The 14,082-nt window shown below is 43.1% G+C and carries 12 protein-coding genes; 7 read left to right on the top strand and 5 right to left on the bottom strand.

From position 1 onward, the window contains the following. Positions 1–56 precede the first annotated feature (56 nt). A complete protein-coding gene (locus tag WJR50_RS13715) occupies positions 57–3,068 on the top strand; it encodes an FAD-binding and (Fe-S)-binding domain-containing protein (protein WP_341293860.1) in 3,012 nt (1,003 codons plus the stop codon). 1 nt (position 3,069) lies between these two features. Here the strand turns inward: WJR50_RS13715 and WJR50_RS13710 are convergent, their stop codons facing one another. Then, the gene (locus tag WJR50_RS13710; RefSeq protein ID WP_341293859.1) at positions 3,070–3,804 is read right to left on the bottom strand and encodes a DUF3891 family protein; all 735 of its coding nucleotides are present in this window, start codon (positions 3,802–3,804) and stop codon (positions 3,070–3,072) included. Positions 3,805–4,014: 210 nt separating this feature from the next. Between WJR50_RS13710 and WJR50_RS13705 the strand changes: the two genes are divergently transcribed. Beyond that, a complete protein-coding gene (locus WJR50_RS13705; RefSeq protein WP_341293858.1) occupies positions 4,015–5,226 on the top strand; it encodes an MFS transporter in 1,212 nt (403 codons plus the stop codon). 59 nt (positions 5,227–5,285) lie between these two features. Continuing rightward, complete coding sequence (locus tag WJR50_RS13700; RefSeq protein WP_341293857.1) at positions 5,286–6,239, top strand: hypothetical protein; 954 nt, start codon at positions 5,286–5,288, stop codon at positions 6,237–6,239. Here WJR50_RS13700 and WJR50_RS13695 read toward each other — a convergent pair. Next, positions 6,236–7,099, bottom strand: a complete 864-nt coding sequence (locus tag WJR50_RS13695) for an AraC family transcriptional regulator (protein WP_341293856.1) — start codon at positions 7,097–7,099, stop codon at positions 6,236–6,238. The genes WJR50_RS13700 and WJR50_RS13695 overlap by 4 nt on opposite strands. A gap of 112 nt (positions 7,100–7,211) precedes the next feature. Here WJR50_RS13695 and WJR50_RS13690 point away from each other — a divergent pair, with 112 nt between their 5' ends. From WJR50_RS13690 to WJR50_RS13680, 3 genes are all read left to right on the top strand, one after another. Then, on the top strand, positions 7,212–8,414 hold the full coding sequence (locus WJR50_RS13690) for a Gfo/Idh/MocA family protein (RefSeq protein ID WP_341293855.1): 1,203 nt from the start codon (positions 7,212–7,214) through the stop codon (positions 8,412–8,414). Between the two features lie 115 nt (positions 8,415–8,529). Then, positions 8,530–9,363: a phytanoyl-CoA dioxygenase family protein gene (locus WJR50_RS13685; RefSeq protein WP_341293854.1), complete on the top strand. Its 834-nt coding sequence runs from the start codon at positions 8,530–8,532 to the stop codon at positions 9,361–9,363. A 45-nt stretch (positions 9,364–9,408) separates the two neighbouring features. Next, positions 9,409–10,812: a Gfo/Idh/MocA family protein gene (locus WJR50_RS13680; protein ID WP_341293853.1), complete on the top strand. Its 1,404-nt coding sequence runs from the start codon at positions 9,409–9,411 to the stop codon at positions 10,810–10,812. Between the two features lie 59 nt (positions 10,813–10,871). On the opposite strand, the gene WJR50_RS13675 is transcribed toward WJR50_RS13680, so the two are convergent. The 3 genes from WJR50_RS13675 to WJR50_RS13665 form a co-directional block, all read right to left on the bottom strand. Next, the gene (locus WJR50_RS13675) at positions 10,872–11,702 is read right to left on the bottom strand and encodes an anti-sigma factor (RefSeq protein WP_341293852.1); all 831 of its coding nucleotides are present in this window, start codon (positions 11,700–11,702) and stop codon (positions 10,872–10,874) included. Continuing rightward, positions 11,699–12,229: an RNA polymerase sigma factor gene (locus WJR50_RS13670; RefSeq protein ID WP_341293851.1), complete on the bottom strand. Its 531-nt coding sequence runs from the start codon at positions 12,227–12,229 to the stop codon at positions 11,699–11,701. Before WJR50_RS13670 ends, WJR50_RS13675 begins: the two co-directional genes overlap by 4 nt. A gap of 253 nt (positions 12,230–12,482) precedes the next feature. After that, positions 12,483–13,055 carry a DUF192 domain-containing protein gene (locus WJR50_RS13665; RefSeq protein WP_341293850.1) on the bottom strand — a complete coding sequence of 191 codons (573 nt, stop codon included), beginning with the start codon at positions 13,053–13,055 and terminating at the stop codon, positions 12,483–12,485. Between the two features lie 273 nt (positions 13,056–13,328). Between WJR50_RS13665 and WJR50_RS13660 the strand changes: the two genes are divergently transcribed. Further along, the gene (locus tag WJR50_RS13660; protein WP_341293849.1) at positions 13,329–14,042 is read left to right on the top strand and encodes a hypothetical protein; all 714 of its coding nucleotides are present in this window, start codon (positions 13,329–13,331) and stop codon (positions 14,040–14,042) included. Positions 14,043–14,082: the final 40 nt, after the last annotated feature.

The following is a 14,082-nucleotide window of genomic DNA, read 5'->3' as shown; positions in this document are numbered from 1 at the left end:
AACAGTCATCTATTTTGTATTACATTTACAGCAGCAAGACGACTGAAAAGAAGATTATGGATAATCAGCAGCTCACACAACTAGCAAGCACTCTAGAAGGAAAATTACATTACGATCATATGATGCGTACCCTGTATGCTACGGACGCGTCTGCTTACCAGGAAATGCCTCTAGCAGTAGCCATTCCCGAGACAGAGGAAGACATCATTAAACTGATCAAATTTGCTGATCAAAACGGAGTATCGCTGATCCCCCGGGCTGCCGGAACTTCGCTGGCGGGGCAGGTTGTAGGTAATGGTATCGTAGTAGATATCTCTCAGACATTTACCCATATACTGGAAATAAACGAAGAAGAAAGCTGGGCGAGAGTACAACCAGGTGTCATTCGGGATGATCTTAATTACTATCTTAAAGAACACGGACTTTACTTTGGTCCGGAGACTTCTACCGCCAATCGCGCGATGATAGGAGGGATGGTAGGTAACAATTCTTGCGGACTACATTCTCCGATCTATCAAACCACCCGCGAACATACTCTGGAGGTGAAAGCTATCTTAAGTGATGGTAACAAAACTATCTTCAAAGCACTTACTCCTGAAGAGTTTGAGAAGAAGTGCAGCGGAGAAACGGCTGTCAGTGAATTGGAAGTCAAAATTTACCGAACGATCCGTGATCGCCTGTCTGACAAAGCAGTGCAGGAAGAGATTAGGGCACAGTTTCCCAAGAAGGAAATCAAACGCCGCCGCAATACGGGTTATGCGATTGATGTGCTGATGGACAGTGAGATTTTTACAGAAGGTGGTGAAGCTTTCAATATGTGTAAGCTGATCTGCGGCTCTGAAGGCTCTCTGGCATTCATTACTGAGATTAAATTGAACTGCCTGCCCTTGCCTCCCAAAGAGGTAGGAGTAGCCTGTCCTCATTTTAAAACCATTGAAGACTCATTGCGTGCCAACATCATCGCCATGAAACATGGTGCTGGAGCCTCCGAGTTGATGGATGACCATATCATTGAGCGTACCCGTGCCAACCTTGAGTACCGCAAGTACGCCTCTTTCATTGAAGGTTCTCCCAAAGCGGTGCTCATGATTGAGTTTGCCCGCGAGACAAGAGAAGAAGTAGATGCTGCTATTGAGGCCATGTACAAAGAGATGCAGTCAAATGACCTGGGCTATCATTTTCCAGTACTTTACAATCAGGATAGCCGAGACGCCTGGAACGTGCGAAAAGCGGGTCTTGGTCTCCTGGGTAATGTTCCGGGAGATGCCAAAGCGCAACCAGTGATAGAAGATACTGCGGTTGCAGTGAATGATCTTCCCGAATATATTGCTGAGTTTAATCTCACCCTCAAAAAATACGGTCTATCCTGCGTGCACTACGCGCACGCCGGTGATGGCGAATTGCACCTCAGACCCATCCTTAATCTCAAGACCCAGCCGGGAAATGAGATGTTTCGCACCATAGCGCAGGAAATTGCTCAACTGGTGAAAAAGTACCGTGGCTCACTCAGTGGTGAGCATGGTGACGGAAGGTTGAGAGCAGAGTTTATCCGCTTTATGATCGGTGATAAAAACTATGAGCTGATCAAAGAGGTGAAGCATACCTGGGACCCAAAGAATATTTTTAATCCCGGAAAAATTGTGGATGCACCTCCCATGAATGAGTATTTGCGATACATGCCTGATCATCCAACTCCAGATATTGATACTATTTTTGACTTTAGTCAGAATCTGGGGGTGTTGAGAGCAGCAGAGCAATGTAATGGCTCTGGTGACTGCCGTAAGACGCATATTTCTGGTGGTACTATGTGCCCCAGCTATATGGCTACCCGCAACGAAAAAGATACTACCCGGGCCAGAGCCAATATTCTACGGCATTTTCTGACCAATTCTGATCAGCCCAACCGCTTTGCTCATGAGGAAATCAAAGAAGTGATGGACTTGTGCCTGTCCTGTAAAGGCTGCAAGTCTGAGTGCCCCTCTAATGTGGATGTAGGCAAACTGAAAGCCGAGTTTTTGCAGCATTATTATGATGCCAATGGTGTGGGCTTTCGGAATCGTATCATCAGCAATTTTACCAGGCTCACTTCAATTGCTGCTTTGACCCCCGGCCTTTACAATTGGTCAGTGAAGAACTCGCTTACATCAGGCATAATGAAGAAAGTTACTGGTTTCGCACCGGGACGGTCTATGCCGCACTTGCACAAAACCACTTTGCGCAAATGGTATCAAAAGCATAAGCAGGGTAATAAAGTTGCTTTGAGTGGATTTTCTGCTCCTTCTACTACCCCTGTGGGGGATGAATATTCAGAATTGCCGGTAAAACAGCAAGTTGGTAAAGGCAAAGTGTATTTGTTCTGCGATGAGTTTACCAACTATAATGATACTGAAATCGGAATAAAAGCTATTTTACTTTTAGAGAAACTAGGCTATGAGGTTGAAATCCCTAAGCATGAGGAAAGCGGCAGAACGTATCTTTCCAAAGGAATGCTGCGTAAAGCAAAAGCAATTGCTCAGAAAAATATCAATTATCTGAAGGATATAGTTAGTGAACAGACACCTATTATTGGTATTGAGCCATCTGCTATTTTAACGCTCAGGGATGAATATATTGACCTAACTCGCGGGACAGAACAAGAAGATGCCCAAAACATTGCTGCTCATACTTACCTTTTTGATGAGTTTATAGCTCGTGAGATAGATAAGAGAAACATTACCAAAGAAGCTTTTACCAAGGAGAAAAAGGTCATCAAACTGCATGGGCACTGCCATCAGAAAGCTCTTTCATCTCTTGTACCTACCAAGAAAATGCTAAGTCTTCCGGAAAATTACGAAATGCATATGATCCCTTCCGGATGCTGTGGAATGGCGGGTTCTTTTGGGTATGAGAAAGAACATTTTGATGTTTCAATGCAGATTGGAGAATTGGTACTTTTCCCAACAGTGCGAAAGCAGCCGGAAGAAGTAATCATTGCCGCTCCCGGTACAAGTTGCCGTCACCAGATCAAAGATGGAACGGGGCGTATTGCCAAACATACTGCTGAAATATTGTATGAGGCCTTGGTATAATTTAGGTGTGTTTTACAAAATGCCAGCCGCGTACTTTTGGTGACTGATTTTTGAGGTGCTTTCGTAACGCTTCGTCATGATCAAAGGCAAGTTGTTCCACACAGTAATATTCTACCGAGATTTCAAACTCCTTTTTGCCAAAGGGCCATGGGCTAATGCTTACCTGATCATCCTGTTGATGAATAAATCTTGGAGTGCCGTATGGTAGCATACCCACTTCCAGCTTTTTGCCCTGAGGGGGAATCTGAGATTTACAAAGTATCAGAGAACATTCGTCACACCAGCGCATGATGGTATAGGCGGTTTCACTTTCTTCTACTGAGATCTCAAGTGATTTGCGGAGCTCTTTCTGATAGTTGATTTGCTCTTTTAGAAATTTATCCACTTCCTGAGTATCTCCTGAGAATGGCTGATGCAGGTGATAGGCGTGCAGAGATGCCATCAGTGCAATCCACCGTGATTTATGTGCAGACTCAGAAACGACTCTGTATGCTTGTTCCAGATTGTATTTTTGTTCCGTAATGTCTTTGGGAGCATTGGCTTTGGTCAAGTGATTTTTTCCTTTCCAGCCTGATTGTCCGTCATCGTGCTCGGCTATGCTGGTGAGCATTTCCAGCCAGATAGCTTCTGGTGTGCGCAGCTTTTCATCCATGTAATAAGCAAGCTTGGCAGCCAGTAATGCATGCGCTCGCTGAAAAATTATTTCCCAACCCTGGGACGTAGGATTTACAATCATAAAGTGTGTATTCTCAAACCATGCGATTAACTGTTCGGTTTGAAGGTTTGTTTGCAGAAAAGCCCGGGTTTTTAGGATTTAGAAAATTCAGAAGATGGGTACATACTAATCAAATTTTGATTCGCAGTAAATAATTTTTGCTGATTCTATTTTGAATAAGCAACACTTTCGTAAAAATTGCCGTAAGCAATATTTCTTATCCCAAAAGCTTTGCTCAAAATACTCACTTTATACCGAAATGCTTATGCCGGGCTGTCGGAAGCGGCCTGGATGCTGGCCGTGGTAATGCTCATCAACCGGGCGGGCTCTATGGTTTTACCCTTTCTGAGTATTTATCTCACCAATGCGCTGGGCTTCGGTATAAAAGAAGCAGGAATTATGCTTGCCATGTATGGTCTGGGAGCTATGGCGGGTTCTATACTGGGAGGTTGGTTGTCGGATAAGATCAGCAATTTCTGGGTACAGTTTTTAAGCCTTACCCTGGGAGGGTTATTGTTTCTGCTGCTTCCAAAAATAACCCAATATGAATATTTGCTGCCCGCCCTTTTTTTGACCAGTATGATTGTAGAATGTCTGCGTCCTGCCAATACGGCTTCGGTAGCAGCTTATTCAAAACCTGAAAATGTCACCCGTTCTTTTTCGCTAAACCGTATGGCGATCAATCTGGGCTTTTCTGTCGGTCCCGCGCTAGGTGGTTTACTGGCTTCTCGTTCCTACGAATTATTGTTTTATGCCGATGGTCTTACCTGTATTTCCGCGGGTATTTTCTTCTACCTCTATTTTAGAAAAAGGTCACCCAGGGCTGTCGCACCCGCTCCGGTCAAAACAGTCCTCAAAACCGGCTCCCCTTATCGGGATGGTACCTTTATTTTATTTGTGTTGCTCACTACAGCTTTTGCCGTTGTGTTTTTTCAGTTGTTCAACACTTTGCCGATCTACTATCGGGAGGTGCACCAGTTGTCAGAAGGTACCATAGGGCTGCTGCTGGGGCTTAATGGGCTGGTAGTGTTTCTTTTTGAAATGGTGCTGGTAAATTATCTGGAGCCCAGAGTACGGGTGATGAAAATGATCATTATTGGTACACTGCTTTGCGGTTTGTCTTATGCCCTTTTGAACTTTAGTACCGGACTCTCATTACTAGTAGTTGCAATGTTTTTGCTGAGTTTTGCCGAAATCATGGCCATGCCTTTTATGGTGACCTATGTGATACGCCGGGCAGGTGAAGGCAGAAGAGGAGCATTTATAGGACTGCATTCCCTCTCCTGGGCAAGTGCTTTCATGCTAGCCCCTTATTTGGGGACGCGGGTGATTGATGGCTATGGCTTTGGCATACTTTGGTGGAGCTGTGCCGGACTAAGCCTGCTCGTGGCTCTGCTATACTACTTTAACCTGAAGGAGAAAAGGGTGAAGAAGCTTGCATGATTGAGTATATATTTTCCTTCTCTTATCGCTTAATCTTATAGGTCTTTTTATTTTAGGGGATGGATGAGTTTGTTTGCTATGAAATTGATTTTGGAGTTGGATTACTCTGTAAGGAAGAAGTTTTGGGTGGCAGCTTTGATATTCGGATACATAATATTCTTGCTAAGATTGAGTTTCCTCGCATATACCCTTTGCTTACGCATGAAAATAGTGCTCAAAAGGAATTAATTGCTCCAGCCTCTATTCCTAATGGATATCAAGACCTTTTTAAATGGGGAGTAGTCTTTGGGATCAATTCAAAAAATGAAAAAGCTACTTGTATCAATACAGCTATTTTGATATGCCCAATAAATGAAAATCAAACATATGAGCATTTAAAGAATAAACAAAAAGATATTTCACATGCGGTTGAAGTTTTCCTAGACTATCTTAGAGTTATTTCCAAACAACCATTGGTTCGTCGTATTAATGAAAGTCTTAATATAGTAAGTTTTCAAAATGCTAGGATGAAAGATCAAATTGTAATAATGACCCCCCCCCATATGCTTAGTCAAAATGATCTAGACAATAAAGAAATAGAAACCGAAGTAAGCTACTCAGATATGGAGAGAACAATTACGAATTTCCATAGAAGTAAAGATTGGAAAATACCTCTTGCATATAAATTACTTAATGAAGCAAGAAAACTATTTTATCATCAAAAATATCGCTCTACCGTGTTTGAATGTGCAACTGCATCGGAAGTGCTATCTACTTTTAAACTTGATGATCATATCAAAATATGTAGCAGTAATAGTCTGAAAAAGAAAGTTGAGAATTGTAATGGGTTAATGAGTAAGTATAATTTAGCTTCTACTCTAGGGTTATTTACTAAAAACTATAGTTTAAGTGGGCTGGCAAAATTGAGAAATAAAGCTATTCATGCGGGTAAAACTGTAGAAAGAAAAGAAGCAGCAGAAGCATTAAAAATTACAGATGACTTTATCTATTCTGAGGTCACCCATCTCTCCTAAACATACTCCCGCTTATACTCCGAAGGGGTTTTGTACGTCACCCGCTTGAACTGGCGGTTGAAGTTGGATAGATTGTTGAATCCACTTTTGTAACAGACTTCAGAGATATTGTAACGGTTGTCACTGATCAGACGGCAGGCATAGCCCACTCTCAACTCGTTTAGAAAAGCTAGAAAAGTTTTGCGGGTGCAGTGTTTAAAAAAACGGCAGAAAGACTGGGGAGACATATTTGCCAGGGCTGCAACTTCTTCCAGCGAAATATCTTCTGTAAAGTGCTGCATCATATAGGCGAGCACAGGGTCCAGACGCTCGGCATTAGCATTTCCATAATGCTGAACGAAGCCCGCACTTGCTAGAGGTACAAGTGATTCGTCATGGGATAAGGCCACCAATATGCTCAGCAGTTCGGTCAGACGTAGTGCTGGCGAATAATGAAGCATTTCTCCCATACGTTTTGCTATCTCTTTCTTCAATTTACCTTCTATCTGTAATCCTCTCCGGGAGGCATTTAGCAGCTTTTTTACTTTCGCCATTTCAGGCAAATTGAAAAAGTGTTTACCCAGAAAGTCTTCGGCAAAATGTATTACAATGGCTTCTGCTTTAAGCTGAGAACTTGCTTCATAATAGGCAGGGTCGTTGTCATAAACGTGGGGCAGATTGGGCCCCATCAGTGTTAGGTCACCCTCAGAAAAGTAGGAAATATGGTCTCCAATAATCTTCTTTCCACTGCTCTTTAATACCAGTACCAGCTCATATTCCGGATGATAATGCCAGGGTGTGGGGTAATAGGGAAAAGAGTCCTTTTGTAAGACAAATGAACATTCGGGTTCAGGCGTAAGCTTTTCCAAGATAGGCTTCATAATACTAATTTATCTGCATTTGAGAATAAATTTATGATAAATGTTAAAAACGTATGAGTTTTATGCATAAATATTTTCAAATTTTAAAGGAAGAAAGCCTAAACTAATACTAATGCAACACAATAGTCATCAAATATGTATGCTGGGCACCGGCCTGATTGGCTCCTTCTACGCCATGACACTGTTGGGCCATCGTCGCCGGGACAGTATCGGAGCTGTTTATTCCCGTTCTGAAGAAAGAGGTAAAAAATTCGCTCAGCAATGGAATGTTCCCCGTACCTATACCGACCTGAAGAAGGCGGCACAGGATGATAAGACGGACGTGGTCATTGTGGCCCTGCCCAATCATTTGCACAAAGAAGCCATTATGGCTGCCGTAGAAGCGGGCAAATCCGTGCTCTGTACCAAGCCACTGGCCATGAATGGGCAGGAGGCGTTAGAAATACTGGAAGCGGTAGAAAAAGCAGGCGTCTTTCACGGTTATCTGGAAGATCTGGTGTACACATCCAAAACACTGGATGCCCTGGAGGCAGTAAAAAGGGGGGCATTGGGACAAATCCTCTGGACCCGCTCCCGCGAAGCGCACCCCGGCCCTCATTCCGACTGGTTCTGGGAGAGTGAAAAATCAGGAGGTGGGGCCATCATTGACATGGGTTGCCACTGTATAGAGATAGGAAGAAATTTTGTTGGCAAAGATGTAAAACCCGTTGAAGTAATGTGCTGGGCGGATACACTGGTAAAACCCATACAGGCGGAAGATCATGCAGTAGGACTGGTACGCTATGAAACCGGAGCGGTTACGCAGTTTGAGGTAAGCTGGGCTTTCAGGGGAGGTATGGATTTACGGGATGAAGTGTCGGGTACAGAAGGCACCATTCGGCTGGATCACTTTCTGAACACCGGCTACAATATGTTTACAGCAGTAGGCATGCAGGGCTACGTAGCGGAAAAAGCAGAGCAGGAAACAGGCTGGCTTTCGCCAGTGGGTGATGAAATCCATGCGTTGGGCTACGACAATATGTTTACCGACATGTTGAATGCACTTGATAATCAGCAAAGCCCAATGGAAACTTTTTATGATGCCTACATCGTCAATGCCATTATGGATGCCAGCTATGCTTCTGCCCAATCCAAAAAATGGGAGCCGGTGAACTTACCGCTTTGGAGGGGAAGTGAAAAAACACATAAAGCTTTGGGAGCTAAAGAATATGATGCAGATCATTGGCTGATCAAGGAAGAACATCTGCCTGATGGACGCAAAAAGGCAATTCTGAAAGTAAAAGCCAGTGGAAAAATCATTGAGAGGGAAATGTAAATTGAAAATTAAAGATTATAGATTGATTGTCTGATTTAGGTGATAAAGCTCTAATCCAACAATATTTCTGGAGCGTATTCTATTCAGTTAAACTCTATAAATTGAACATATAACCATGAAAAAATATCCATCATTCACTCCTAAACATCTGGCTGATTTTGAGCGGGATGGCTACGTGATTATTCGTAATTTTTTTCTACCGGATGAAGTTGATCTTATTTATCAAACCTCGGTGCAGGATCAGGTGATCAAAGAAAAATCTTTTGATTTCAATGACAGTAAAGGGCTACGCACCAAGCTGGCGCTTTGGTATACTCCGCAGGATGATGTGTATGGCATCTACAGCCGTTCGGCGCGGATGGTCAATGCTGCTGAAATGATCTTGGGCGGAAAGGTTGGACATTATCATTCCAAACTGATGCAGAAAGAACCTAAGAAGGGTGGGGCCTGGGAATGGCACCAGGATTATGGTTACTGGTACAACAATGGTTTTTTATACCCTGATATGGTCAGTATTATGCTGGCACTGACCAAAGCTAACCGTGAAAACGGCTGTTTACAGGTACTCAAAGGCTCGCATAAAATGGGCAGAGTGGAACACAATATGGCCGGAGAACAGGTAGGTGCCAGGATGGAAAAGGTAGAGGAGGCGATCAAGCAACACGAACTGGTCTATGTGGAACTGGAAGCAGGAGATGCCTTATTTTTCCACTGCAATCTGCTTCACCGGTCTGATAGTAATGATAGTGACAATTCCCGCTGGTCTTTAATTTCGGTGTACAACCTGCTCACCAACAAACCTTACAAAGATGAACCAGCATCCTGCTATACTCCTATCAAAAAGCTAGATGATGATGTGCTGATGGCGTCGGGTAGTAGAGGAATCTCTGAAAGCGCGGATTTCCTTTCCAGCGACAAAGACAAAAAGTTTAAGGAAAAAATTGAATAGTAGTCTCAAATATCATTTTTCAAAAAATCATCAATCATTTAATCCATGAGTAAACACAGCAACAACCGAAGAAGCTTTATCAAAAAGCTGGGCGTATCGGCAGCAAGCTTAGCCAGTGTTCCCGCCCTGGCGGCTCAGCAACCCAGAGAGGCATTCCATATTCTGAAAAAGAAAAATAAAGTAGCTGCCAATGACCGAATCAACATAGCCACCATTGGAGTAGGGGGAATGGGCTTTGGAGATACTCACGCAGCGCTAAACTGTGGAGAAGGCGCCGAATTGATTGCCACCTGCGATTGCTACGATGATCGCCTCATCCATTCCAAAGAAGTATTCGGGCAGGGAGTGAAAACTACCCGTAACTATAAAGAAATTCTGGACAATAAAGATGTAGATGCAGTGATCATTGCCACTCCTGATCATTGGCATAAAACGATCGCTATAGAGGCAATGCAAAAAGGAAAAGCTGTTTATTGCGAAAAACCGATGGTGCAGCATATTCCCGAGGGCCACGAACTGATTAAGGTGTATAATGAAAGCAAAGTGCCTTTTCAGGTAGGTAGTCAGTTTGTAAGCTCATTGACTTATGAAAAGGCGAAAGAGCTTTATCAGGCTGGTGAAATTGGAAAGTTTAATTTTGCTGAAGCCTATTTTGATCGTCATAGCGCAATCGGTGCCTGGCAGTATTCCATACCACCCAATCTAGAAAGAGAGGCCATTGCCTGGGAACAGTTTCTGGGCGATGCACCAGATCGTCCTTTTGATGCTAAGCGTTTTTTCCGCTGGAGAAATTATCAGGACTATGGCACCGGTATTCCAGGTGACTTATTCGTCCACCTTTTTTCTATGCTGCATTTCATCACCGGCTCGCACGGACCAGAAAGGGTGATGGCGACAGGAGGCCTACGCTATTGGGATGATGAACGTGATGTAGCTGACATGATGCTGGGTGTGTTTGATTATGCTGAAACGCAACACCATCCGGCCTTTAATTTTTCCCTGCGCGTAAATTTTGCTGATGGCTCAGGAGGAAGAAGCGGAATCCGAATGGTAGGCTCAGAAGGGGAGATGGAACTGGACTGGGATGCCGTTACCGTGAGGCGTAGAAAGTTGCCCAAAGCTCCCGGTATGAGCATTGGTTCATTCTCTGAGGAGACACAGAGAGAATTTAAAGAATGGTACGAAAAAGAGTATGATAATATCCGTCCCGAAATGCAGGAGCCTAAAGAAATGACCTATACAGTACCAGAATCCTATGGCTATGAGGGCATGAGGCAGGATCATTTTGCAAACCTGTTTCAGACCATGCGCAAAGGGGAGAAAGCTACGGTAGAAGATCCGGTCTTCGGACTTAGAGCTGCTGGTCCGGCCCTGGCAGCCAATATCAGCCATTATGAAAAGAAGATGATTCATTGGGACCCTGAAAACATGGATATCAAAGCTACTTAAGAAAAAAGCCAGGAGAATACTTCCTGGCTTTTGTATTTATTTTACTTGAATATCAAATTCTATACTTCACCCAGCACATACATGGCTTCCAGGGTAGGGTTTTCACTACCGCCTTCCGGTTCTAAGGTGATGGCAAAAGCAGAGGCATTTCCGATCTGTTGCATATCAACTAATTGGTTTTGCAAATCAAAGATACCTGCACTCTGAGGTTGACCATCTACGATTGCCCAGAGCTGGTACTGCTTGCCGCTTTCAGGGGCAGGTAAACCCGCCGGATTCAGATAAACATTTTCTGATTCAGAATTCCAGTATACCACTGCATAGGCTGATGGAAAACTTTCTGTCCCATTCAGTCTGACTTGCGTAAAACTAGGGTTAGTCATTATTCCCTGCTGCTCCTGAAGCTGTTCAAAATCACTACGCAAAGCCTGATATTCCTGGGTAAGGTTTTGGTTTTCAGTAAGGTAGTTTTCTAATTCTGACTCAGTAACCTGCCACTGCTGATGGTAGTAAATAGCCAGTACAGTAGCCAATACCAATAAGATTGAGGCAGCCGCTGACCAGTATTGCCATAGCTTAATCCCCCGTGAAGGTTCGGATTGTAGCGTATGTGTCTTTTCCTGAACAGGGTAATCTTTTTCTATACCTGATTTTTGATCAGTTACCTTACTCTCAACCTTTTGCAGTATTTGTGATTTAATCTCAATACGAGGCTTCAGACCAGCCTTCATGGCAAGACCTTCCAGGGTCTCCTCAGTTTGTTCCAGCTCTTTTTGTACATCGGGATAACGTTGCGCCATATCTTCCACTTCGCGCATCTCCTGCTCACTCAGGTCGCCCAGTACATAGGACTCAATAATCCCCGAATTTATCCATTCATTAATATTCATGGCACAATTAATTTTCTAAGCCTGACCATAGCCGCCCTCAAGCGGGTTTTCACCGTTCCCAGAGGAATGTTATACTCTTTTGCCAGTTCTGATTGGGTATAACCACGAAAATACAGCTTCTCCACTACAAAGCGTTGATCTTCATTCAGGTCTTTAAGGGCATTTTCAAGGCCTATTGGATCGGTAACGGTTTCCGTATGTAGTTTGCTGTCAAGGATACTTACGTTATCGGAGATGCTATCGGATTTACTGTGTTGCTTCATTCCTTTGGAGCGCAGCTTATCCAGTGCGAGATTACGGGCAATGCGCAACATCCAGGTAAATAATCTTCCTTTGCTGGAATCAAATTGATCAATTTTTTCCCAGTAGCGCATAAAAGCATCTTGCAGTACTTCTTCCGCTACATCGGTTTGTACGACAATCCGCTGAATTACCCCATAGATAGCATCAGCATAATGATCGTACAGATAAGACAAAGCTGCTTTGTCTTTTTTCCGAAGTTGTTCTACAAGTTCTTCCTGCTTCACTAGTACTGATTAAATAATGTCTTGGTTATTTATTCAACCATCAGATTGATGCTAAGTTAGCAGAAATCGTGAAAAAAACTTTTATTACCTAAAAACTTACAATAATCTCACGTAGGTTGGAGTATGAATAACTGATGCTATCTTCAAAATACATGCACTAATGTAGTGCACTCATCCAACCTTAATTATGGATTGATATAAAATTAAGCTGAGGAAGTTTGACTATATTTTCTGCTTAACATATCTGCGAAGCCTAATCCAATTCAAAAGCAATTTTGTCTCCTTCTTGGATATTGTTGCGATTGCTGAAGCCTCCTTTTACTTCCACCACATACAAAGCTTCCTCATCAGAGGGAATGGATTTTTCGGAATAGGGCATTACTGACTTATAAATCATAAAAATGGTAGAATCTTCCGATACATACATGATATCCAGCGGAATTTTGACATTCTTCATCCAGAAGGATTGAGGGCGAGCCTGCTCAAAAATAAAGAGCATACCGGTGGATTCGTCCATGCTGCTGCGGTACATCATTCCCTGAGCTCTCTGGGCATCGTCATCCGCTACCTCTATGGCGATGTGTGCCAACGTATCTGCGCTATTCTGCTCCAGAAAAGCGAGCTCACCTTCCTTGACAAAAGCGGGTTCTTCAGTACTATCAGTGTCAGGTACGTACGTATATTCGCCGGCTTCATCATTAATCCAGTAGGCGACCCCGATGACAACCGCCACCACTATGACAACCAACAACATTTTGCGGGCAGAGGATATTTTCGTTACTTTCTCTTCGTTGGGTGGATTAGGACCTTGATGTGGCTTGCTCATGGTTGGTTGTTCGCGCAATTTTGTTCAGTAATATAATGACTGCAATCTTAAAAAATTTCAATCTTTATTGAAAGAAGAAATGTGTTCCTGTAGTTCAAAAACAGTCAGTAGAATTTTGAATAATCTTTCTAATTACCTTTTGATAAAAAATTAAACCTTCTGGGGCAGTGCTAAATATACTGTAAGCAGAGTATTTATTTTATACAGATTTTTCTTTTCTTATTCCAACCTTGTCGTAAAGCCGTGTGTCATGGGAGTAAACAATATTAACCCATGATTAGATATTTCAACCTACTGATGCTGCTGAGCATAGCAGTACTTTTTGCCTGTGATGAGGAGCCTATTCTTGAAGAAAATGAACTGGTATACAGTTTTGATTTTAAAGAAAGCGTGCAGCAATGGTCAGCAGGCTTTGCTGATTATCCAGTGGGCGAAGAAGATTTTTATGAGCTTGATACAAGCTGGACTACTTTACCTTTTCCCTTAAACCAAACCAAAGAGTCATTCATGATAGAGGGAAACAACCACAGCGATGATCTTTTTATGTTTATCAAGCGTAAAATCACGGGGCTGGACACGCTAACACGTTATAAAGTAAACTTCTATGTTGAGTTTGCTTCCAACTATCCGGAATCTTTTGCAGGTATAGGAGGGAGCCCCGGAAGTTCTGTCTACCTTAAAGCAGGAGTTACTTTAGAAGAACCGCTGACCTCTCAGGAAGAAGGTATGTGGCAAATGAATATTGACAAAGGCAATCAGGCAGAAGGGGGAGCAGATGTGCTGGTACTGGGCCACATTGGAACGTCTAGGGAAGACGAGCAGTATGATTTGGTCAGAAGAAGTAATGCTGAAGACCAGCGTTTTGAGTTCACCACTAATCAGAAGGGGGAGGCCTGGCTTATCATAGGCACGGATTCGGGCTTTGAAGGTAAAACGCGTTTGTATTATAATAGAATTAAAGTAAGCTTTTCAGAGGTTGAAGCATAAATTTTGTTAGTAAATAGTTAGTTAGATTGAATAATTAAAA

The organism is Catalinimonas locisalis (assembly GCF_038039535.1).
In the GTDB taxonomy this organism is placed as follows: Bacteria; Bacteroidota; Bacteroidia; order Cytophagales; family Cyclobacteriaceae; genus Catalinimonas.
The sequence above is the reverse complement of the archived record's forward strand: the minus strand, read 5'-3'. Positions and strand labels throughout refer to the sequence as shown.